Source organism: Staphylococcus caseorum (assembly GCF_049943195.1).
GTDB classification, from domain to species: domain Bacteria; phylum Bacillota; class Bacilli; order Staphylococcales; family Staphylococcaceae; genus Staphylococcus; species Staphylococcus equorum_A.
In genome coordinates this window covers 342,600-365,688 of the sequence record NZ_JBNFUA010000001.1, presented here as the reverse complement: position 1 = coordinate 365,688, position 23,089 = coordinate 342,600, and the positions used below count along the sequence as shown (strand labels likewise).

At 37.9% G+C, this 23,089-nt stretch carries 15 protein-coding genes, 2 tRNA genes and 3 rRNA genes; 9 read left to right on the top strand and 11 right to left on the bottom strand.

Annotation, left to right across the window (positions count from 1 at the left end):
• The first annotated feature begins 286 nt into the window (after positions 1–286).
• From ilvD to ilvA, 9 genes are all read left to right on the top strand, one after another.
• A complete protein-coding gene (gene ilvD, locus ACP3TL_RS01890; RefSeq protein ID WP_285326708.1) occupies positions 287–1,975 on the top strand; it encodes a dihydroxy-acid dehydratase in 1,689 nt (562 codons plus the stop codon).
• Between the two features lie 12 nt (positions 1,976–1,987).
• Positions 1,988–3,778, top strand: a complete 1,791-nt coding sequence (gene ilvB / locus ACP3TL_RS01885; RefSeq protein ID WP_046466308.1) for a biosynthetic-type acetolactate synthase large subunit — start codon at positions 1,988–1,990, stop codon at positions 3,776–3,778.
• Positions 3,775–4,248, top strand: coding sequence for an acetolactate synthase small subunit (ilvN, locus tag ACP3TL_RS01880; protein ID WP_002507123.1), 474 nt, complete (start codon positions 3,775–3,777; stop codon positions 4,246–4,248). Before ilvB ends, ilvN begins: the two co-directional genes overlap by 4 nt.
• Positions 4,249–4,300: 52 nt before the next feature.
• On the top strand, positions 4,301–5,305 hold the full coding sequence (ilvC, locus tag ACP3TL_RS01875; RefSeq protein ID WP_046466309.1) for a ketol-acid reductoisomerase: 1,005 nt from the start codon (positions 4,301–4,303) through the stop codon (positions 5,303–5,305).
• A 155-nt stretch (positions 5,306–5,460) separates the two neighbouring features.
• On the top strand, positions 5,461–6,996 hold the full coding sequence (locus ACP3TL_RS01870; protein ID WP_046466310.1) for a 2-isopropylmalate synthase: 1,536 nt from the start codon (positions 5,461–5,463) through the stop codon (positions 6,994–6,996).
• Complete coding sequence (gene leuB, locus ACP3TL_RS01865) at positions 6,993–8,033, top strand: 3-isopropylmalate dehydrogenase (protein WP_046466311.1); 1,041 nt, start codon at positions 6,993–6,995, stop codon at positions 8,031–8,033. The genes ACP3TL_RS01870 and leuB overlap by 4 nt, the downstream gene beginning before the upstream one ends.
• Positions 8,034–8,050: 17 nt before the next feature.
• Positions 8,051–9,421, top strand: a complete 1,371-nt coding sequence (leuC, locus tag ACP3TL_RS01860) for a 3-isopropylmalate dehydratase large subunit (RefSeq protein ID WP_046466312.1) — start codon at positions 8,051–8,053, stop codon at positions 9,419–9,421.
• 1 nt (position 9,422) lies between these two features.
• A complete protein-coding gene (gene leuD / locus ACP3TL_RS01855) occupies positions 9,423–9,998 on the top strand; it encodes a 3-isopropylmalate dehydratase small subunit (protein ID WP_046466313.1) in 576 nt (191 codons plus the stop codon).
• Between the two features lie 30 nt (positions 9,999–10,028).
• A complete protein-coding gene (gene ilvA / locus ACP3TL_RS01850; protein ID WP_046466314.1) occupies positions 10,029–11,297 on the top strand; it encodes a threonine ammonia-lyase IlvA in 1,269 nt (422 codons plus the stop codon).
• A 584-nt stretch (positions 11,298–11,881) separates the two neighbouring features.
• Here the strand turns inward: ilvA and rrf are convergent.
• From rrf to ACP3TL_RS01795, 11 genes are all read right to left on the bottom strand, one after another.
• Positions 11,882–11,996: ribosomal RNA gene (gene rrf / locus ACP3TL_RS01845) — 5S ribosomal RNA — on the bottom strand.
• Positions 11,997–12,076: 80 nt separating this feature from the next.
• Positions 12,077–15,000 (bottom strand): 23S ribosomal RNA (locus tag ACP3TL_RS01840).
• A gap of 288 nt (positions 15,001–15,288) precedes the next feature.
• Positions 15,289–16,841 (bottom strand): 16S ribosomal RNA (locus tag ACP3TL_RS01835).
• Together the 16S, 23S and 5S rRNA genes with 2 tRNA genes alongside form the textbook arrangement of a ribosomal RNA operon.
• Before the next feature lie 141 nt (positions 16,842–16,982).
• Positions 16,983–17,056 (bottom strand) — tRNA-Gly (locus ACP3TL_RS01830).
• A gap of 30 nt (positions 17,057–17,086) precedes the next feature.
• Positions 17,087–17,172, bottom strand: a tRNA-Leu gene (locus ACP3TL_RS01825).
• A 356-nt stretch (positions 17,173–17,528) separates the two neighbouring features.
• Positions 17,529–17,984: a SprT family protein gene (locus ACP3TL_RS01820; protein ID WP_046466106.1), complete on the bottom strand. Its 456-nt coding sequence runs from the start codon at positions 17,982–17,984 to the stop codon at positions 17,529–17,531.
• Positions 17,977–20,127: a Tex family protein gene (locus ACP3TL_RS01815; protein ID WP_046466107.1), complete on the bottom strand. Its 2,151-nt coding sequence runs from the start codon at positions 20,125–20,127 to the stop codon at positions 17,977–17,979. Before ACP3TL_RS01815 ends, ACP3TL_RS01820 begins: the two co-directional genes overlap by 8 nt.
• A 175-nt stretch (positions 20,128–20,302) precedes the next feature.
• The gene (gene sigB / locus ACP3TL_RS01810) at positions 20,303–21,073 is read right to left on the bottom strand and encodes an RNA polymerase sigma factor SigB (protein ID WP_002507114.1); all 771 of its coding nucleotides are present in this window, start codon (positions 21,071–21,073) and stop codon (positions 20,303–20,305) included.
• On the bottom strand, positions 21,048–21,530 hold the full coding sequence (rsbW, locus tag ACP3TL_RS01805) for an anti-sigma B factor RsbW (protein WP_046466108.1): 483 nt from the start codon (positions 21,528–21,530) through the stop codon (positions 21,048–21,050). The genes sigB and rsbW overlap by 26 nt, the downstream gene beginning before the upstream one ends.
• A gap of 1 nt (position 21,531) precedes the next feature.
• Positions 21,532–21,858, bottom strand: a complete 327-nt coding sequence (locus tag ACP3TL_RS01800) for an anti-sigma factor antagonist (protein ID WP_002511417.1) — start codon at positions 21,856–21,858, stop codon at positions 21,532–21,534.
• A 79-nt stretch (positions 21,859–21,937) separates the two neighbouring features.
• On the bottom strand, positions 21,938–22,939 hold the full coding sequence (locus ACP3TL_RS01795) for a SpoIIE family protein phosphatase (protein WP_046466109.1): 1,002 nt from the start codon (positions 22,937–22,939) through the stop codon (positions 21,938–21,940).
• Between the last annotated feature and the right edge of the window lie 150 nt (positions 22,940–23,089).

Genomic DNA, 23,089 nt, shown 5'->3' with positions numbered 1-23,089 from the left:
TGACATGACCTCGCCGATGTAGTAAATTTAATTTATCGAATTTTTAGACAATTCAATTAAATAAAACCATTCATTCGAGAGGAGTATAATAAAATGACCAAAAACCATATGCAATACAAACCAACAACTTCAAACAATTTAGTCATTTTATTATGCTATTAGGACTGGAACTTTAGTGAAGAATTTACTAAACGTTTAAGTCCTCTTTCTAGTTGAATGGGACTTGAAAGCGTCCCAATAATTTATTGGGACGTTTTTTTATTTTCAATTTTAAGGGGGAAACAGTATGAGAAGCGATATGATCAAAAAAGGTGATCAGCAGGCTCCAGCAAGAAGTCTTTTGCATGCTACAGGTGCATTAGAAAAACCAACAGATATGAATAAGCCTTTCGTGGCAATTTGTAATTCATATATTGACATCGTCCCAGGACATGTCCACTTAAGAGAATTAGCAGACATTGCCAAAGAAGCAATTCGTGAAGCAGGTGCTATTCCCTTTGAATTTGACACGATCGGTGTAGATGATGGTATCGCAATGGGTCATATAGGAATGAGATATTCCCTTCCCTCACGAGAGATCATTGCCGATTCTGCTGAAACAGTAATTAACGCGCATTGGTTTGATGGTGTATTCTATATTCCTAACTGTGACAAGATTACACCAGGTATGATACTGGCATCAGTCAGAACCAATGTTCCAGCCATCTTTTGTTCTGGTGGCCCTATGAAAGCAGGATTATCTTCAGAAGGTAAAGCATTAACACTTTCTTCAATGTTTGAAGCAGTTGGTGCTTTTAAAGATGGTTCGATTTCAAAAGATGCATTTTTAGATATGGAACAAAACGCTTGTCCAACATGTGGTTCTTGCTCTGGTATGTTCACTGCGAATTCAATGAACTGTTTAATGGAAGTTTTAGGCTTATCCCTTCCATATAATGGAACAGCATTAGCAGTGAGTGATCAACGTAGAGAAATGATTAGAGAAGCTGCATTCAAATTAGTAGATAATATTAAAAATGATATTAAACCAAGAGATATCGTAACACGTGAAGCGATTGATGATGCATTTGCGTTAGACATGGCAATGGGTGGTTCTACAAACACTGTACTTCACACATTAGCAATTGCAAATGAAGCAGGCATCGATTATGACTTAACAAGAATTAATGAAATTGCTAAGAAAACACCTTACCTTTCAAAAATTGCACCTAGTTCTTCTTATTCAATGCATGATGTACATGAAGCAGGCGGTGTCCCAGCAATTATTAATGAACTGTTTAAAAGAGAAGGTACCTTACATCCAGATAGAATCACAGCAACAGGCAAGACCCTTCGTGAAAATAATGAAGGTAAAGAAATTTTAAATAGCGATGTAATTAGACATCTAGATAACCCTTACGACAAACAAGGAGGTCTTTCAATTCTGTACGGTAATTTAGCTCCAAATGGTGCCGTCATTAAAGTAGGTGGTGTAGATCCTTCAATTAAAGTATTTAAAGGTAAAGCAATTTGTTTTGATTCACACGATGATGCAGTAGAAGCAATTGACAATCACGTTGTTCGAGAAGGCCATGTTGTTGTCATAAGATATGAAGGTCCTAAAGGTGGTCCAGGCATGCCTGAAATGTTAGCCCCTACTTCTTCAATTGTAGGAAGAGGATTAGGTAAAGATGTCGCATTAATTACAGATGGCCGTTTCTCAGGTGCAACTCGAGGCATTGCTGTAGGACATATCTCACCTGAAGCAGCTTCTGGTGGACCTATTGGACTAATTAAAGATGGTGATGAAATTACTATTGATTTAACTAACCAAACATTGAATGTCGAAGTATCAAATGAAACTTTAGAAAATCGAAAACAAGATGTAAAACCATTTAAAGCAAAAGTGAAAACTGGTTATCTTGCACGTTACACCGCACTCGTTACAAGTGCTAATACTGGTGGCGTAATGCAAGTTCCCGAAAATCTCATTTAAGGAGTGAGCACAATGTCTAAACATACTGAAACACTTGAAATAGAAAAATCAGAAAATTTTGAATCTTTGGAAGCAGCAGAAGCAGTTGAACCTGAAGTTGAACTAGAACAAGAGACAATTGATGAAATGAGATCTGGTTCAGAATTATTAGTCGAATCATTGGCAAATGAGTGTGTTGATTTTATATTTGGTTATCCAGGAGGCGCTGTTCTCCCTCTTTACGACACACTATACGAAGGAAAAATAAAGCATATCTTAGCTCGTCATGAACAAGGCGCAACGCACGCAGCTGAAGGTTACGCACGTGTTTCTGGTAATACAGGTGTAGTTGTTGTTACAAGTGGTCCAGGAGCTACAAATGCGATTACCGGTATTGCTGATGCTTACAGCGACTCTTTACCTTTAGTAGTTATCACAGGTCAAGTCGCAACACCTGGTATCGGTAAGGATGCATTCCAAGAAGCAGATTTACTATCTATGACAACACCAATTACTAAGCATAATTATCAAGTTAAAAATGTACAAGATATTCCTAAAACTATTCATGAGGCTTTTCATATCGCTAATACTGGAAGAAAAGGTCCAGTAGTAATCGATTTCCCTAAAGATATGGGTATCCTATCAACGAATGCACAAGTTACTGATGAATTAGAATTACCTGGTTACACAATACCTAATAAACCAAAAAAAGATGATATACAAAAATTGAGAGACCTTTTAAAGAGTGCTAAAAAACCATTAGTACTTTCAGGTGCAGGCATCAATCATGCCAAAGCCAATGAATTATTTACTGAATTTGTAAGTAGACATCAATTACCAGTAGTGAGTACGTTACTTGGTCTCGGCGCGATTCCATATGAACACCCCCTATTTTTAGGTATGGGTGGTATGCATGGATCATACGCAAGTAACATGGCCTTAACGGAATGTGATTTACTTATTAACTTCGGAAGCCGCTTTGATGACAGATTAGCTAGTAACCCTGATGAATTCGCACCAAATGCTAAAATCGTTCATGTTGATATCGATCCATCTGAAATCAACAAAATTATTAAAGTAGATTTGGGTATTGTTGCCGATTGTAAGGCGACATTAGAGTTTCTACTCGATTTCGATAGTTATTCAATTAGACATGAAGATTGGTTAGAAACATGTAACGCAAATAAAATACAACAACCATTTGCATACAGCGATGATGAAGATGGTGTATTTTCAAAACCACAACGTGCAATTGAATATATTGGAGAAATTACCAATGGTGATGCAATTGTAACTACAGACGTTGGACAACATCAAATGTGGGTTGCACAATACTATCCATTCAAAGACCATGGTCAACTTGTTACCAGTGGTGGTTTAGGAACAATGGGTTTTGGTATACCAGCAGCAATTGGAGCTAAATTAGCTAAACCAGACAAAACGGTTGTAGCTTTTGTAGGCGATGGCGGTTTCCAAATGACAAATCAAGAAATGGGTATTTTAGAAGAATATGGTATTGATATTAAAATCGTAATCGTAAATAACGGTACGCTTGGCATGGTGAAACAATGGCAAGATAAATTCTTTAATAAACGTTTTTCACATTCTGTGTTTAATGGACAGCCAGACTTTATTAAGCTATCTGAAGCATATAATGTAAAAGCCTATCTCATAGATGATCCTACACACTTAGAACAAAAATTGGATGAGGCTTTCCAACACGACGGACCAGCTTTAATTGACATTCGCATTTCACCAGTTGAAATTGTCTCTCCAATGGTACCAAGTGGTAAAGCAAACCATGAGATGGAGGGTCTATTATGAGAAGAACATTTAGAACAAAAGTAAGAGATAAAGCAGGTACATTAAATAGATTAACAAGTATTTTCGTACGAAGACAATTTAATATCGTTAACCTTTCCGCAACACCTACGCTAGAAGAAGGTATTTCTAATATTACTTTTGTAGCAGAAATACCTGATACAGATGTGCTACGCACGCTACTTCAACAACTTGAAAAGCAAATCAATATTATTGAGGTTGAAGATATAACAGATACAAATACCTACAATAGAGAGTTGGTACTTGTAAAATTACAAACACCAAACAATCATCAAGAATTACAAAATTTAATCAAACCTTATGATGCGCTAGTCTCTATATTGAAAAATGAAGAAACTTATACGTACCTTCAAGCCTCAGGTCCACAATACACGATGGATAATTTATTAGACGATCTATCATCATATAAAATCGAACAAGTCTCACGTACGGGTTCGGCAGGTATTATTTAGCTTAAGCTTTAATGTTTTAACAAAAATTTCAAAACACATGGAGGATTATATTATGACAACAGTTTATTATGATGAAACAGTAAAGAAAGATGCATTACAAGGTAAAAAAGTAGCGGTTTTAGGTTATGGATCTCAAGGTCATGCGCATGCACAAAACTTAAAAGACAACGGCTATGACGTAATCATTGGTATCAGACCTGGACGTTCTTTTGATAAAGCAAAAGATGACGGCTTCGAAGTATATCCTGTAAATGAGGCAGCAAAACAAGCTGATGTTATTATGGTACTTCTACCAGATGAAGCTCAAGGAAAAATATATGAAGAAGAAATCAAACCCAATCTAGAAGCAAATAATGCATTAGTTTTTGCTCATGGTTTTAATATTCATTTTGATGTTATCAACCCACCAGAAAACGTTGACGTATTCTTAGTAGCTCCAAAAGGACCAGGACATTTAGTTCGTCGTACTTTTGCTGAAGGTAGTGCAGTCCCTGCCCTATTCGCAGTAGAACAAGATGCAAGTGGAGAAGCTACAGACTTAGCCTTAAGCTATGCTAAAGGTATCGGTGCTACACGTGCTGGCGTATTAGAAACATCATTCAAAGAAGAAACTGAAACAGATTTATTTGGTGAACAAGCTGTCCTTTGTGGTGGTACAACTAAATTAATACAAACTGGTTTCGAAACATTAGTTGAAGCTGGATATCAACCAGAGATTGCTTATTTCGAAGTATTACATGAAATGAAGCTTATCGTAGACCTATTATACGAAGGTGGCATGGAAAACATGCGTTATTCAATTTCAAATACAGCAGAATTTGGTGACTATGTATCTGGACCACGTATCATTACACCAGACGTTAAAGATAATATGAAAGCAGTACTAGAAGATATCCAACAAGGAAAATTCAGTGATCGTTTCATTAAAGATAATGAAAATAATTTTGAAGAGTTCCACAAACTACGTGAAGAACAACATGGACATCAAATCGAAGCGGTTGGTAAAGAACTACGTGAAATGATGCCATTCATTAAATCTAAAAGCATTGAAAAATAATTAGATTCAACCTTTAAATTAATCGTAATTGAAGAATCACACTTAGTTAGGAATATGTGATTGCTTAAAAATGCAGCTACTTTTCTCATAAAAGTGTGTTTCTTCATTACTTACGGTTATATGAGTCTAAAATTCATTTATAGGAGATGTTGAAAATGAGTAGCCATATTCAAATTTTTGATACAACACTTAGAGACGGCGAACAAACACCTGGTGTAAACTTTTCATTCGATGAACGTTTGAAGATAGCAAATCAACTTGAAAAATGGGGCGTAGATATTATAGAAGCTGGGTTCCCTGCATCAAGTAATGGTAGTTTTAAATCAGTTGAAGCAATCTCAAAAGCATTAACAACAACTGCTGTATGTGGTCTTGCCCGTTGTGTGAAAAGAGATATTGATGCAGTATATGAAGCAACTAAAGAAGCAGCAAAACCAAGAATTCATGTCTTTATCGCAACAAGCCCGATACATCGTGATTCCAAACTTATGATGTCTAAGGAAGAAGTTTTAGCATCTATAACAGAACATGTAAGCTATGCTAAAAAATATTTTGATTTAGTTCAGTTCTCCCCAGAAGATGCAACAAGAACAGAACTACCATTTTTAATAGAATGTGTTCAAACAGCTGTTGATGCCGGAGCAAGCGTAATCAATGTACCTGACACTGTAGGTTTCAGTTACCCTTCTGAATATGGTCAAATTTTCAAAACACTACAAGAATCTGTCAAAACAGACCACGAAGTAATTTATAGTGCACACTGTCATGATGATCTTGGACTTGCAGTAGCAAATAGTATGGCTGCAATTGAAAATGGAGCCAAACGAATAGAAGGTACCTTAAATGGTATTGGGGAACGTGCAGGTAATGCAGCACTTGAAGAAGTAGCACTTGGCCTTTACGTTCGACAAGATCATTACGGCAATCAATCTAGAATTAACCTTGAAGAAACAAAACAAACTTCAGATTTAATTGCTAGATTTGCAGGAATTCGAGTTCCTAGAAACAAAGCCATTGTCGGCCAAAATGCTTTTAGTCATGAATCAGGTATCCATCAAGATGGCGTAATCAAAAACCCTGAAACATATGAAATTATGACACCTCAACTTGTTGGTGTTAAAACAACAGAATTACCTTTAGGTAAACTTTCAGGAAAACATGCTTTTGCTGAAAAATTAATTAATTTAGGTTACGATGTTGAGCCAGAAGAACAAAAAGCATTATTTAAACAATTTAAAACAATTGCAGATAAGAAAAAAGCAGTTACAGACCGTGATATCCACGCCTTAATACAAGGTACAGAACATGAACAAAATGCAATTTATCAAGTTGAAACTTTACAACTACAATTTGTTTCTAATGGGCTTCAAAGTGCTGTAGTCGTCATTAAAGATAAAGACGGTAATACGTACCAAGATTCTAGTATTGGCACCGGTTCTATCGTTGCCGTGTACAATGCAATCGATCGTATCTTTGACCTCAACACTGAGTTAATAGAATACCGTATTGATTCTGTTACTGAAGGCACCGATGCACAAGCTGAAGTACATGTACAAATTAAAATTGATAATCAAATCGTTACAGGTGTTGGTATTGACCATGATATCTTACTTGCTTCATGTAAATCATATGTAGAAGCACATGCTAAGTATGTTGCTAATTCTGCTACGGAAGAAGGTATTCATTCATGAGTTATAAGATTGTAGCCCTACCAGGTGATGGTATTGGTCCTGAGATTATGACAGGATCACTAGAAATATTAGAACAATTAAGCCAAGATTTTAATTTTAATTATGACTTAGAAACACATGATTTTGGTGGCATTGCTATAGATCGCCATGGTAAACCACTCCCTGAATCAACACTAAATGCATGTCAAAATGCTGATGCAATTTTATTAGGTGCTGTGGGTGGTCCAAAATGGACTGACCCTAACAATAGACCTGAACAAGGATTATTAGGCATACGTAAAGCATTAGGCTTATTCGCTAATATACGCCCTACTACAGTGACAAATGGTACAAGTCATTTATCTCCGATTAAAGAAGAACGTGTTGCAGGCACAAATTTTGTTTTAGTAAGAGAACTCACTGGCGGTATCTATTTTGGTGAACCTAAGAAATTGGGTGATGACGATGCACTCGATTCCCTTACTTATACAAGATCAGAAATAGAACGCATTGCTAGAGTTGGATTTGATTTAGCTCAAAAAAGAAATAAAAAATTAACTTCGGTGGATAAAGAAAATGTGCTTTCTTCTAGTAAATTATGGCGTAGAGTAATAAATGAAGTTTCACAAGATTATCCAGAAGTAGAAGTTAACCATTTACTTGTAGATGCTTGTGCAATGCATTTAATCACTAATCCATCACAATTTGATGTCATTGTAACTGAAAATTTATTTGGTGATATTTTAAGTGATGAAGCATCTGTAATTCCTGGTTCATTAGGTTTATCGCCTTCTGCAAGTTTTAGTGAACAAGGCCCACGACTTTACGAACCGATTCATGGTTCAGCACCAGATATTGCAAACCAAGATATCGCAAACCCTTTCGGTATGCTTTTATCAGTTGTAATGTGTCTTAGAGAAAGTTTAAATGAACCACAAGCAGCTGAAAAATTAGAATCAGTAATTTATCAACTCATTAAAGAAGGTAAAACAACCCGTGATCTCAATGGAAATTATAATACGTCAGATATTATTAATTTCGTAAAAGAAAATTTATAAAAAGGAGGAGATGTCATATGGGTAAAACACTATTTGATAAAGTTTGGAATAAACATGTCTTGACTGGTAAAGAAGGTGACCCACAGTTATTATATATAGATTTGCATCTTATACATGAAGTCACATCTCCTCAAGCATTTGAAGGTCTGAGACTCCAAAATAGACAACTGCGTAGACCAGACTTAACATATGCAACACTTGACCACAACGTGCCGACCGTAGATATTTTTAATATCAAAGATGAAATTGCAAATAAGCAAATTACTACATTGCAAAATAATGCTAAAGAATTCGGCGTCCATATATTTGATATGGGTTCTGATGAACAAGGCATTGTGCATATGGTAGGTCCTGAAACTGGTTTAACACAGCCTGGTAAAACAATTGTTTGTGGTGATTCTCATACTGCTACACATGGTGCTTTTGGAGCAATTGCTTTTGGGATTGGTACAAGTGAAGTAGAGCATGTATTTGCTACCCAATCCCTATGGCAAACTAAACCTAAAAATCTAAAAATTGATGTAACAGGCAAATTGCCGACTGGTGTGTATGCCAAAGATATTATCTTACATTTGATTAGTCAATATGGCGTTGATTTTGGTACAGGTTACGCCCTAGAATTTTCGGGAGAAGCGATTCGTAGTTTGAGTATGGAAGCTAGAATGACAATTTGTAACATGGCAATCGAAGCTGGTGCTAAATACGGCATGATGGAGCCTGATGAAACGACATTTGAATATGTTAAAGGTCGTCCATACGCAACAAATTTTGATGATTCCGTTGATGAATGGCGTGAACTCTACACAGATGACGATGCTGAATTCGATAGAGTCATTGAAATGGATGTCTCAGACTTAGAACCTCAAGTGACTTGGGGAACTAGTCCTGAAATGGGGGTAAGTTTTAGTACACCTTTCCCTGAAATAGAAAATGTTAATGACGAACGTGCATATAATTATATGGATTTAAAACCGGGTCAAAAAGCTGAGGATATCGATTTAGGTTATGTCTTTTTAGGTTCTTGTACAAATGCTCGTCTTTCAGATTTAGTTGAAGCGAGTCATATTGTTAAAGGAAATCAAGTCCACCCTAATATTACAGCAATCGTTGTTCCAGGTTCTCGTACAGTTAAGAAAGAAGCAGAAAAAATAGGACTAGACAAAATCTTTAAAGAAGCAGGTTTTGATTGGAGAGAGCCCGGTTGCTCAATGTGCTTAGGTATGAATCCAGACCAAGTACCTAATGGTGTTCACTGTGCTTCGACAAGTAATCGTAACTTTGAAGGTCGCCAAGGTAAAGGTGCAAGAACACATCTTGTTTCCCCTGCTATGGCAGCAGCCGCAGCAATTAATGGTAAATTTGTAGATGTTAGAAAGGTGGTTGTATAATATGGAAATCAAACCAATCACTACTTATACAGGTAAAGTCGTACCATTATTTCATGACAATATCGATACCGATCAAATTATACCTAAAGTCCATTTAAAACGTATTTCAAAATCAGGATTTGGACCATTTGCTTTCGATGAATGGCGTTATTTAGATGACGGTTCTGATAATCCAGATTTCAATCCAAATAAACCAGAATATAAAGATGCATCGATTTTAATTACCGGAGATAATTTCGGGTGTGGCTCAAGTCGTGAACACGCTGCTTGGGCAATTAAAGACTATGGTTTTGACATTATTATTGCTGGCAGTTACAGTGATATATTCTATATGAACTGTACTAAAAATGCGATGTTACCTATTGTATTAGATGAAGAAGCGAGAAAACATTTAGCACAAGCAGAATCGATCACAGTAGATTTACCAAATCAAACTGTTACTTCTCCAGACAAAACATTTACTTTTGATATCGATGAAACTTGGAAAAACAAACTCGTAAAAGGACTTGATGATGTTGCAGTAACATTGCAATATGAAGATGAAATCAATTCTTACGAAAGAGCAAAAACTTTTTAAAGATACTAAACTAACAAAGGTGTGAAACATATGACTGTAAAAACAACTGTTTCTTCAAAAGATATCGATGAAGCTTACTTACAAATAAAAGATACTGTTAAAGAGACGCCATTACAAAAGGATCATTATTTATCACTTAAATATGATTGTAATGTATATTTAAAAAGAGAAGACCTACAATGGGTCAGATCTTTTAAACTTAGAGGAGCTTACAATGCGATTGTAGCCTTGAATAAAGAAGACAGAGAAATGGGCATCACATGTGCAAGTGCAGGTAACCATGCACAAGGTGTGGCTTACACTGCTAATAAATTGCAATTAGATGCAGTTATCTTTATGCCTGTCACTACCCCACTTCAAAAGATTAACCAAGTTAAATTCTTTGGTGGCCAAAATGTCGAAGTCATTCTTACAGGTGATACATTTGATGATTGTTTAAAAGAAGCGCTCGTCTATACAGAAGACAACAACATGAATTTCATTGATCCTTTTAACAATATCTATACTATTGCGGGCCAAGGTACGCTTGCTAAAGAAATCATTGATCAATCTAAAGAAGAAAATATACAATTTGATTATTTATTTGCTGCAATTGGAGGCGGAGGTTTAATTTCTGGTGTTGGTACGTATTTCAAGGAAAATTCACCTCAAACATCTATTGTTGGCGTAGAGCCTGCTGGAGCAAGCAGTATGTATACATCAGTTGTTTTAGAAAATCAAATCGTAACATTACCTGAGATTGATAAGTTTGTTGATGGCGCTTCAGTTGCAAGAGTTGGTCAAATAACTTATGACATCTCTAAAAAAGTTATTGATGATTATGTTCAAGTACACGAAGGCGCTGTATGTTCAACTATTTTAGATATGTACTCTAAACAAGCCATTATAGCAGAACCTGCTGGTGCATTAAGTATTACCGCTTTAGATAATTATCAAGCAGAAATCAAAGGTAAAACAGTTGTTTGTGTTGTGAGTGGTGGTAACAATGACATTAACCGCATGAAAGAAATTGAAGAGCGTTCACTCCTTTTCGAAGAAATGAAACACTACTTCATTTTAAACTTTCCCCAACGTCCCGGCGCTTTAAGAGAATTTGTAAATGATGTACTCGGACCTAAAGACGATATTACTAAATTCGAGTATCTAAAAAAATCATCTCAAAACACCGGTACAGTTATTATAGGCATTCAATTAAATAATCATAAAGATTTGAATAACTTGAAAAAGAATGTAAATGAGTTTGACGCTTCAAATATTTACATTAATCAAAATAAAATGCTTTATTCACTCCTTATTTAAAAGCTTAGCTATTGTGCTAAGCTTTTTTTAAAGAACTACTTCCCAATCTCATTGGGACTAGTAGTTCTTATGCAAGAGCTTCAGCTTATGTGTTCATATCTTAATTCAGGTTTTCAGTTCTTCGATAAAGGGCTACTCCTCAGTTTATTGAGGCTAGTAGCCCTTATGCAAGAGCTTCGACTCTTGTAATCCTCTATAGTTAAGCTCTTTTTATCCATAAAAAAAAGACCCTTTCGGATCCCTAATTGCCTGTAAAGTGCTCCTTATTCTAATAATTAGGGTTTAGGAGCACTTATACAAAAGACTTGTCTTTTGTATCCCTCTTACCCTACTCTTGCGGAACGTAAGTCGGCTACCATTCGCCGCTAAAGAGCTTTCCTGATTTAAGCCAAGCGCTCGCATCTTTTCTCACTTGCGCTCTTTCCTTACTCACTTACCGCACTCACTTACCGCTTGTAAGCTCGTCGCGTCTTTCGCTGAGTTCGTCAGCTTCAAACGCTTTCTTAAACCAGGTTTTCAGTTCTTCGAACTGGTAGTTAAGCTCCTTTTATCCATAAAAAAAAGACCCTTTCGGGTCCTTAATTGCCTGGCAACGTCCTACTCTTGCGGAACGTAAGTCCGACTACCATCGGCGCTAAGGAGCTTAACTACTGTGTTCGGCATGGGAACAGGTGTGACCTCCTTGCCATTGTCACCAGACAATGAACTGTATATAAATTATACATTCAAAACTAGATAGTAAGTAAAATTTGATAATGCCAAACAAAACACTTTTAAATTTGATTAAGTCTTCGATCGATTAGTATTCGTCAGCTCCACATATCGCTATGCTTCCACCTCGAACCTATTAACCTCATCATCTTTGAGGGATCTTATAACCGAAGTTGGGAAATCTCATCTTGAGGGGGGCTTCATGCTTAGATGCTTTCAGCACTTATCCCGTCCATACATAGCTACCCAGCGATGCCGTTGGCACGACAACTGGTACACCAGAGGTATGTCCATCCCGGTCCTCTCGTACTAAGGACAGCTCCTCTCAAATTTCCTGCGCCCACGACGGATAGGGACCGAACTGTCTCACGACGTTCTGAACCCAGCTCGCGTACCGCTTTAATGGGCGAACAGCCCAACCCTTGGGACCGACTACAGCCCCAGGATGCGATGAGCCGACATCGAGGTGCCAAACCTCCCCGTCGATGTGAACTCTTGGGGGAGATAAGCCTGTTATCCCCGGGGTAGCTTTTATCCGTTGAGCGATGGCCCTTCCATGCGGAACCACCGGATCACTAAGTCCGTCTTTCGACCCTGCTCGACTTGTAAGTCTCGCAGTCAAGCTTCCTTATGCCTTTACACTCTATGAATGATTTCCAACCATTCTGAGGAAACCTTTGAGCGCCTCCGTTACTCTTTAGGAGGCGACCGCCCCAGTCAAACTGTCCATCTGACACTGTCTCCCACCATGATAAATGGTGCGGGTTAGAAATCCAACACAGCAAGGGTAGTATCCCACCAACGCCTCGACGTAAGCTGGCGCTCACGTTTCAAAGGCTCCTACCTATCCTGTACAAGTTGTACCGAATTTCAATATCAGACTACAGTAAAGCTCCACGGGGTCTTTCCGTCCTGTCGCGGGTAACCTGCATCTTCACAGGTACTATGATTTCACCGAGTCTCTCGTTGAGACAGTGCCCAAATCGTTACGCCTTTCGTGCGGGTCGGAACTTACCCGACAAGGAATTTCGCTACCTTAGGACCGTTATAGTTACGGCCGCCGTTTACTGGGGCTTCGATTCGTAGCTTCGCCGAAGCTAACCACTCCTCTTAACCTTCCAGCACCGGGCAGGCGTCAGCCCCTATACATCACCTTACGGTTTAGCAGAGACCTGTGTTTTTGATAAACAGTCGCTTGGGCCTATTCACTGCGGCTCTCCTGGGCGTTAACCCTAAAGAGCACCCCTTCTCCCGAAGTTACGGGGTCATTTTGCCGAGTTCCTTAACGAGAGTTCGCTCGCTCACCTTAGAATTCTCATCTTGACTACCTGTGTCGGTTTGCGGTACGGGCACCAAAATTCTAGCTAGAGGCTTTTCTTGGCAGTGTGAAATCAACGACTCGAGGAAACAATTTCCTCTCCCCATCACAACTTGACCTTAAGAGTGCCGGATTTGCCTAACACTCAGTCTCATTGCTTGGACGTACAATCCAATAGTACGCTTCGCCTATCCTACTGCGTCCCCCCATCGCTTAAAACGAAATTTGGTGGTACAGGAATATCAACCTGTTATCCATCGCCTACGCCTATCGGCCTCAGCTTAGGACCCGACTAACCCAGAGCGGACGAGCCTTCCTCTGGAAACCTTAGTCAATCGGTGGACGGGATTCTCACCCGTCTTTCGCTACTCACACCGGCATTCTCACTTCTAAGCGCTCCACATGTCCTTGCGATCATGCTTCAACGCCCTTAGAACGCTCTCCTACCACTGTCCTTACGGACAATCCACAGCTTCGGTAATATGTTTAGCCCCGGTACATTTTCGGCGCAGTGTCACTCGACTAGTGAGCTATTACGCACTCTTTAAATGATGGCTGCTTCTAAGCCAACATACTAGTTGTCTGGGCAACGCCACATCCTTTTCCACTTAACATATATTTTGGGACCTTAGCTGGTGGTCTGGGCTGTTTCCCTTTCGAACACGGACCTTATCACCCGCGTTCTAACTCCTAAGATAAAATTGATTGGCATTCGGAGTTTGTCTGAATTCGGTAACCCGATAAGGGCCCCTCGTCCAAACAGTGCTCTACCTCCAATAATCATTACTTAAGGCTAGCCCTAAAGCTATTTCGGAGAGAACCAGCTATCTCCAGGTTCGATTGGAATTTCTCCGCTACCCACAACTCATCCGCTCACTTTTCAACGTAAGTCGGTTCGGCCCTCCATTCAGTGTTACCTGAACTTCAGCCTGGTCATGGGTAGATCACCTGGTTTCGGGTCTACGACCAAATACTCAACGCCCTATTCAGACTCGCTTTCGCTACGGCTCCACATTAACTGCTTAACCTTGCATCAAATCGTAACTCGCCGGTTCATTCTACAAAAGGCACGCCATCACCCATTAACGGGCTCTGACTACTTGTAAGCACACGGTTTCAAGTTCTATTTCACTCCCCTTCCGGGGTACTTTTCACCTTTCCCTCACGGTACTGGTTCACTATCGGTCACTAGAGAGTATTTAGCCTTGGGAGATGGTCCTCCCGGATTCCGACGGAATTTCTCGTGTTCCGTCGTACTCAGGATCCACTCAAGAGTGAACAAACTTTCGACTACAGGATTATTACCTTCTTTGATTCATCTTTCCAGATGATTCGTCTAATTTGTTCTTTTGTAACTCCGTATAGAGTGTCCTACAACCCCAACAAGCAAGCTCGTTGGTTTGGGCTCTTCCCGTTTCGCTCGCCGCTACTCAGGGAATCGATTTTTCTTTCTCTTCCTGCGGGTACTAAGATGTTTCAGTTCCCCGCGTCTGCCTTCAGATATGCTATGTATTCACATATCGATAACACGACATAACTCGTGTTGGGTTTCCCCATTCGGAAATCTCTGGATCAAAGCTTACTTACAGCTCCCCAAAGCATATCGTCGTTAGTAACGTCCTTCGTAGGCTTCTAGTGCCAAGGCATCCACCGTGCGCCCTTAATAACTTAATCTTTTCGACCTTCAACACGAAAAAATCGGTTGAAAACCTAAAATGTTATTAATCTGTGAGTGTTCTTTCGAACACTAGCGATTATTTCTATTTTTTTGAATTCAAGCTTTTTAAAACTCTAATTCACTCGGTTTTGCTTGGTAAAATCATAAATTTTACTTACATATCTAGTTTTCAATGTACAAAATAACGCAATGAATACTCGTAATGAGCATTCAAAACTGAATGCAATATGTCAATGTCATTCCTCTTCATCTTCTCAAGGAAGATGTTCCGAATATATCCTTAGAAAGGAGGTGATCCAGCCGCACCTTCCGATACGGCTACCTTGTTACGACTTCACCCCAATCATTTGTCCCACCTTCGACGGCTAGCTCCATAAATGGTTACTCCACCGGCTTCGGGTGTTACAAACTCTCGTGGTGTGACGGGCGGTGTGTACAAGACCCGGGAACGTATTCACCGTAGCATGCTGATCTACGATTACTAGCGATTCCAGCTTCATGTAGTCGAGTTGCAGACTACAATCCGAACTGAGAACAACTTTATGGGATTTGCATGACCTCGCGGTTTAGCTGCCCTTTGTATTGTCCATTGTAGCACGTGTGTAGCCCAAATCATAAGGGGCATGATGATTTGACGTCATCCCCACCTTCCTCCGGTTTGTCACCGGCAGTCAACCTAGAGTGCCCAACTAAATGCTGGCAACTAAGTTTAAGGGTTGCGCTCGTTGCGGGACTTAACCCAACATCTCACGACACGAGCTGACGACAACCATGCACCACCTGTCACTTTGTCCCCCGAAGGGGAAGGCTCTATCTCTAGAGTTTTCAAAGGATGTCAAGATTTGGTAAGGTTCTTCGCGTTGCTTCGAATTAAACCACATGCTCCACCGCTTGTGCGGGTCCCCGTCAATTCCTTTGAGTTTCAACCTTGCGGTCGTACTCCCCAGGCGGAGTGCTTAATGCGTTAGCTGCAGCACTAAGGGGCGGAAACCCCCTAACACTTAGCACTCATCGTTTACGGCGTGGACTACCAGGGTATCTAATCCTGTTTGATCCCCACGCTTTCGCACATCAGCGTCAGTTACAGACCAGAAAGTCGCCTTCGCCACTGGTGTTCCTCCATATCTCTGCGCATTTCACCGCTACACATGGAATTCCACTTTCCTCTTCTGTACTCAAGTTTCCCAGTTTCCAATGACCCTCCACGGTTGAGCCGTGGGCTTTCACATCAGACTTAAGAAACCGCCTACGCGCGCTTTACGCCCAATAATTCCGGATAACGCTTGCCACCTACGTATTACCGCGGCTGCTGGCACGTAGTTAGCCGTGGCTTTCTGATTAGGTACCGTCAAGATGCGCACAGTTACTTACGCATTTGTTCTTCCCTAATAACAGAGTTTTACGATCCGAAAACCTTCATCACTCACGCGGCGTTGCTCCGTCAGACTTTCGTCCATTGCGGAAGATTCCCTACTGCTGCCTCCCGTAGGAGTCTGGACCGTGTCTCAGTTCCAGTGTGGCCGATCACCCTCTCAGGTCGGCTACGTATCGTTGCCTTGGTAAGCCGTTACCTTACCAACTAGCTAATACGGCGCGGGTCCATCTATAAGTGATAGCAAAACCATCTTTTACTTTAGAACCATGCGGTTCCAAATGTTATCCGGCATTAGCTCCGGTTTCCCGAAGTTATTCCAGTCTTATAGGTAGGTTACCCACGTGTTACTCACCCGTCCGCCGCTAACTTCAAAGGAGCAAGCTCCTTATCCGTTCGCTCGACTTGCATGTATTAGGCACGCCGCCAGCGTTCATCCTGAGCCAGGATCAAACTCTCCATAAATGAATTATGATGTTTGATTAGCTCATAAAATACTAATTTGTATGTTATCTATAACACGTTTGAACCAACAATTTAATGTTGCGTTCGGAATTAACGTTGACATATTGCAATTCAGTTTTCAATGTTCATTAATGTTTCTATTGGAGCGGGTGATGGGAATCGAACCCACAACATCAGCTTGGAAGGCTGAGGTTTTACCATTAAACTACACCCGCATATTAATAATATGTAATATGTAATATTTTTGGTGCGGCCAAGAGGATTTGAACCTCCATGGGATTTCTCCCACTAGGCCCTCAACCTAGCGCGTCTGCCGTTCCGCCACGGCCGCTCGCAAAACGGTTTGTTTATTAAGTTAACATTATATATTGTAATATACTTTTAATGTCTTGTCAACACGTTTTTAAAGTTAATTTAATAAAGTTAATACTTACTTAACTCAATTGCCTATTAATTTCGCAACGTTTATTATCTTATAATATAATCGACTCATCGTCAACAGAAAAAACAAACAAAAATGAGTAAAATGTTCTAGTTATAAGTTGAATTTAACTATTGATGGTAAAATACACATTAAAAATTACCTGAATAGGTCTTTTTTACTTAAATTCCACTTCTATTTTACTTCAAAATAAAAAAACGAGCTAAAATCTACCGTTTTAGCTCGCCCTTTTATAATAACTCCTATTATTGCACTATATCATGTTCAATCAATTTACCTTTACAATGTCCACACATCATTTTTTTCGTGTTTACTTTTCTTATTCTCGGAAATTGGGCACCGCATGTATTACATTTATACATATACTTCGCACGATCTTCATATTTTTCTACAGCTGAACAAAATCTTGGAGCGCCTGTTAACTTACTCAACGCTTTAAAGTCCTTATCCTTGTGCTGGAATCCCTTTCCTTGTAAATGTAAATGATAATGACATAATTCATGCTTAATAATATCTTCAACTGCTTTTTCACCAAATTTAGTGTACTGCTTATCATTAACTTCAATATTATGAGATTTTAATAAGTAGCGACCGCCAGTTGTTTTTAAGCGTTTATTAAAATATGCTTTATGTTTAAATGAACGCTTAAAGTATGATTCAGATATCGTCTCTGTTAATCTTTGGAGCGTTTCATTATCCATGTGGATCAATCATAGTTAATGATACCTTACCTTTTTTATCATCAATATCAAGTATCCAAACATCTACAATATCTCCAACACTAACAATATCCATTGGATTCTTCACAAACTTCTTAGATAGTTTTGAAACATGTACAAGCCCATCTTGTTTGACTCCAATGTCTACAAAGGCACCAAAGTCTACAACGTTTCTAACTGTACCGCTTAGCTTCATATTTTTTGATAAATCTTCGATTGATAAAACGTCTGATTTTAGAATAGGTGTTTCAAATTCATCACGCGGATCTCTATTTGGGGCAATCAACGATTTTATGATATCTTCTAATGTTGGTTGACCTATGTTCAATTTTTCAGCCATTTCCTCTATATTTAAGTGATTTAATGCTGATTTTAAATTTTCTGTGCCAAGATCTTCAGCTTTCATATTGATTTCATTTAATAATTGATACGTTGCTCTGTAGCTTTCAGGGTGAATTGAAGTATTATCTAATGGTTCACTACCATCGACAATTCTTAAAAAACCGATACTTTGTTCAAATGTTTTAGCACCTAAACGCTTAACTTTTGCAATATCTTTGTTATGTTTGATTGCACCGTTTTCTTCACGATAGTTGATTATGTTTTGTGCAATCGTTGGTGATAAACCAGAAACATATTGGAGTAGTGAGCGTGAAGCTGTATTAACATCCACACCTACTTGGTTCACTGCTGTTTCAACCACAAATGTTAACGCCGCTTCAAGTGCTTTTTGATTAACATCATGCTGATATTGACCTACACCTATTGATTTAGGATCGATTTTAACAAGTTCACTCAATGGATCTTGCACTCTTCTACCAATTGAAACTGCACTACGTTCTTCAACTTGGAAATCCGGGAATTCTGTTCTAGCGACTTCTGATGCAGAATATACTGATGCGCCCGCTTCATTCACAATAATAAATTGCACCTTCAAATGATGTTCTTGGATCATAGATGCTACAAATTGTTCAGTTTCACGACTAGCTGTCCCATTGCCTATTGCGATAAGTTCTACATCATAATCTTTAACAAATTTAACGAATATTTTTTCAGCATCTGCTTTTTTATTAATTGGAGGGTGCGGATACATCACGCCTTTTGCAACAAATGTACCGAACGGGTTAATAACTGCAAGTTTGCACCCTGTTCTAAATGCTGGATCCACCCCAAGTATTTGTTTACCTTTCATTGGTGGTTGTAACAATAAATTTCTTAAATTTTCACTAAAGACATCAATAGCATGGTTTTCAGCTTTTTCTGTTAAGTCCCCTCTTATTTCTCTTTCGATAGAAGGCATTATTAATCTTTTCAAGCTATCTTTAATGGCATCTTCAATTATATAATTACCTTCATGATTTGTAGTTATTTCATTTTTGCGAATGAAGTTTTCAATGCCTTGTGTATCCATTTCTAATTTTACTGATAATACTTTTTCTTTTTCTCCACGGTTCACAGCTAAGACTCTATGATTAGCAATTTTTTTCACTGGTTCGCTGTAATCATAATACATAGAAAATGTTTCTTTTTCGTCTTCAGCATTCTTTTTCCTTTGTGTAATAATATTGCCATGTTGAAATGTATCTTTAAGGATTTTAGTTCTATATTTAGGCGCATCCGAAACTAATTCTGCAATAATATCTTGCGCACCTTTTATAGCAGCTTCAATAGTTTCTACTTCTTCGTTTAAAAATTGTTGTGCTTTATTTTCGATTGTTGTGTCTAAGTTAGATTGTTTCAGCCATTTTGCAAATGGTTCTAAGCCTTTTCTCTTAGCTTCCGTAGCTCTCGTTTTCTTTTTTTGTTTGAATGGTCTATATAAATCTTCAACACGCTGGAGTTTTGTTTGTTTTAAAATATCACTTTTTAAGTCTGCTGTTAATAAACCTTGTTCTTCTACATTATGTATAACTTCTTCTTTTCTTTTTTGAAGGTTAACCATATATTGATATTCATCATCTATTTGTTTAATTTCTACTTCATCTAATCCACCTGTTTGCTCTTTTCTATAGCGAGCTATAAAAGGTACCGTGTTTTTATCCTCTAGGAGTGATAACACTGAATTAATTTGTTTTGTTGTGAAATTGTATTTCTCTCTTATAGATTGTATTAGATTACTATCCATAGAATCCTCCGCTCATTTATTTCTCTTTTTATTTTACTTTCTTTAACATTTTAACATATTTAATAGTAACCACTGTTCAAAACGTCATGCTTTATTAAAGTGATAGCAACTCGTATATAAATTAAAATAAGACAGCTCCCTAATTTATAGGAACGCTGCCTTATATTTTATTCAATCATTGATTAGCGGCTTCTTGTAATTTCTTGATGGCTGTTCTTTGTAATCTTGAAACATGCATTTGGCTTAAACCAATTCTTTCTCCAGTTTCTTTTTGGCTTAAACCTTCAATAAATGTACATTGAATAATTTGTCTTTCTCTTTCATTTAATATTGGTAAAATCCTTTCCAATATCATACGTTTTTCAGTTAAATCATAATTGTCATCTTGCTGACCCATAATATCTAATAAAGTAACTGTAGAACCATCTTTGTCTGCTTCAATCGAATGATCAACACTTAATGCGTTATAACTTTGACCCATTTCCATTGCTTCTAACACATCTTCTTCATTTACTTCAAGTCGATCCGCTATTTCTGCAATAGAAGGAGAACGTTCTAACTCATTTGTTAATTCATCAGTTACTTTTTTTATACGAGGTCCAATCTCTTTGATTCTTCTTGGTACATGGACGCTCCATGTTTTATCACGTAAATAACGCTTAATCTCACCAATGACCGTTGGTACTAAAAAGGCTTCAAACTTTCTATCAAAGGATAAGTCAAATCGGTTTATTGCACCAATCAAACCAACCATACCAACCTGAACGAGGTCTTCATGATGAGATTGACCTTTTGAATATTTATATGCCAATGATTCGATTAACTTTCTATAATGTCTTACGAGTTTATCTTGAGCATCTTTGTTTTCGTCATTTTGATGCTGCGTTATCCATTGGTTAATTTGTTCAGGTGATACATCATTAACTGATTTCGACTCTTTCGCCATTATTTCGCACCTGCTCTTTTTTAATATACTTTATCATACTGATTGTTACGCCTGATTGTTTATCGACTGTAACTTCATCCATTAAAGATTCAATTAAAAACAGACCAAGACCGCCTTCTCTTAGGAAATCTATGTTTTCGTTTTCTTTATATGGCCCTAATTGTGCTTTTGTCTCTTCATAATCAAAACTTTCACCTTGATCTGAAATTACAATCTTGATTTTATCATCGAAAATTTCAAAGCATAGATTAATCATACCCACATCTTCTGGGTTATCTTTATATGCATGTTTTACTGCATTCGTTACTGCTTCGCTCACTGCAATCTTCGCATCTTCTATGTCGTCATACGAAGCGCCTGCACGTGAAAAAACGCCTGACAGTGTTAAACGTATTAAACTCACGTATTCTGCAGATGCTGGTAAACGCATTTCTATATAATCTTGTTTAAGTTGCATGTTATTCGACCTCCGTTCCTTCATTAACATGCATCAAATCTTTTAATCCTGTTATATCAAATAGTCGACTTATTCGATCTGAAACACCTAATATATATAATTCTTTATCATGTTGGTTTAACGCTTTTAATGTACCAACAAATACACCTAATCCCGTTGAATCCATGTAACTCACGTTTTCTAAATTTACATGTAAATCATGAGTTCCTTCTTGTCTCATCGGCACTAAAACTTCTTCTAGTTCTGGAACAGTATAAACGTCTAGTTCTCCGCCAACTTTAACCTCGTAATGAGTATCATGTGTTACCGTTTCGATATTAAGATTCATAACATTACACTCCTAATTATAGTCTCATAATAACTTCCATACCCTTAAATCAAATAACTTAACCTTAACTATGATAAAACTAATTAACTCTTTTTATAATTAGAATTGTTAAATCATCTCTCTTGTCAGGGTTTTGTATTTTCAAAATCGCTTCATATAAAAGTTGAACGATATCTTGTGGATGCATGTGCTTATACTTGTGAATCATCGTTAAAAGATGGTTTTTATCTAAGAAATCGCCTGCTTCATTTCTAACTTCTGTGACGCCATCTGTAAATATAATAACTAGGTCATCTAAAAATACTGGGATTTCTTGTTGCTTATATCTCGTTTGCTCGCTGACACCTAACACTCTACCTCTAACGCTGATTTCTTCAAATTCTTCAGTTTCTGCTCTATATACATATCCTGGTTCGTGCCCAGCAGAGCTACAATATAATAAATGATTTAACTCTTCATATAGCCCATAAAACATCGTTACAAACATATTCTGATTGACGTTTTTTTCTACTACTCGGTTGAGTCGCTTTAAGCCATCACTCGGAAGTTGAGAATGACCATAAGAGTCCATGCCAAATTTTATCATACTCATTGCAAGTGCAGCTGGTATACCTTTACCTATAACGTCTGCCACTGCGAAACTCATCGTACCATCTTTATGGTCTATTAAGTTAAAATAGTCACCACTTACTTTTTGCGCTGCTACTGATATAACACCGATTTGTATGCTATCAAATTGAGGAATATCCGTTTTAAGCATTGTTTGCTGCAAACGAGAGGCTAAATCAATCTCTTTATCGTGATATTGTAGACGATTTACTAATTGTTGATAATCTCTATAACTATACCCAAACCCTCTGACTACTTCTTTAAGCACATTAAAAGTTTCTAAAATTTGAGTTTCATTTAAATTTAGCACTCTGACATAATCTCTATGAATTTCAACTATATCTTCTGGTAATAAATCTCTTTTTATCACTTCATCTGTAAAGCTTTCACACTTTTTCATAAAATCCGTAGCATCTATAGTGTGCAAACTTTCGTCAATTAGCGCTTTATATTGATTTTTGAATTCTTCCATGTAGTAATTCCTCCTAAAAATACAAATATAAACCGCATACATCGGTTATAACATGTTTAAATGTACTATGTATGTAAGTAAAAATATCTTTTATAATGAACGCGCTTATTCAAATTTTTTACGTGTTTGTATGTGTTACTCGCTATAAAT

What these genes read in the sequence shown, in the direction of transcription:
- ACP3TL_RS01815 (WP_046466107.1), bottom strand. Translation starts at nt 20,127, where the DNA reads ATGGATAGTAATCTAATACAATCTATAAGAGAGAAATACAATTTCACA.
- ACP3TL_RS01800 (WP_002511417.1), bottom strand. Translation starts at nt 21,858, where the DNA reads ATGAATCTTAATATCGAAACGGTAACACATGATACTCATTACGAGGTT.
- ilvN (WP_002507123.1), top strand. Translation starts at nt 3,775, where the DNA reads ATGAGAAGAACATTTAGAACAAAAGTAAGAGATAAAGCAGGTACATTA.
- ACP3TL_RS01870 (WP_046466310.1), top strand. Translation starts at nt 5,461, where the DNA reads ATGAGTAGCCATATTCAAATTTTTGATACAACACTTAGAGACGGCGAA.
- leuC (WP_046466312.1), top strand. Translation starts at nt 8,051, where the DNA reads ATGGGTAAAACACTATTTGATAAAGTTTGGAATAAACATGTCTTGACT.
- ilvB (WP_046466308.1), top strand. Translation starts at nt 1,988, where the DNA reads ATGTCTAAACATACTGAAACACTTGAAATAGAAAAATCAGAAAATTTT.
- ACP3TL_RS01820 (WP_046466106.1), bottom strand. Translation starts at nt 17,984, where the DNA reads ATGGATAATGAAACGCTCCAAAGATTAACAGAGACGATATCTGAATCA.
- ilvC (WP_046466309.1), top strand. Translation starts at nt 4,301, where the DNA reads ATGACAACAGTTTATTATGATGAAACAGTAAAGAAAGATGCATTACAA.
- leuB (WP_046466311.1), top strand. Translation starts at nt 6,993, where the DNA reads ATGAGTTATAAGATTGTAGCCCTACCAGGTGATGGTATTGGTCCTGAG.
- ilvD (WP_285326708.1), top strand. Translation starts at nt 287, where the DNA reads ATGAGAAGCGATATGATCAAAAAAGGTGATCAGCAGGCTCCAGCAAGA.
- ilvA (WP_046466314.1), top strand. Translation starts at nt 10,029, where the DNA reads ATGACTGTAAAAACAACTGTTTCTTCAAAAGATATCGATGAAGCTTAC.
- ACP3TL_RS01795 (WP_046466109.1), bottom strand. Translation starts at nt 22,939, where the DNA reads ATGGAAGAATTCAAAAATCAATATAAAGCGCTAATTGACGAAAGTTTG.
- rsbW (WP_046466108.1), bottom strand. Translation starts at nt 21,530, where the DNA reads ATGCAACTTAAACAAGATTATATAGAAATGCGTTTACCAGCATCTGCA.
- leuD (WP_046466313.1), top strand. Translation starts at nt 9,423, where the DNA reads ATGGAAATCAAACCAATCACTACTTATACAGGTAAAGTCGTACCATTA.
- sigB (WP_002507114.1), bottom strand. Translation starts at nt 21,073, where the DNA reads ATGGCGAAAGAGTCGAAATCAGTTAATGATGTATCACCTGAACAAATT.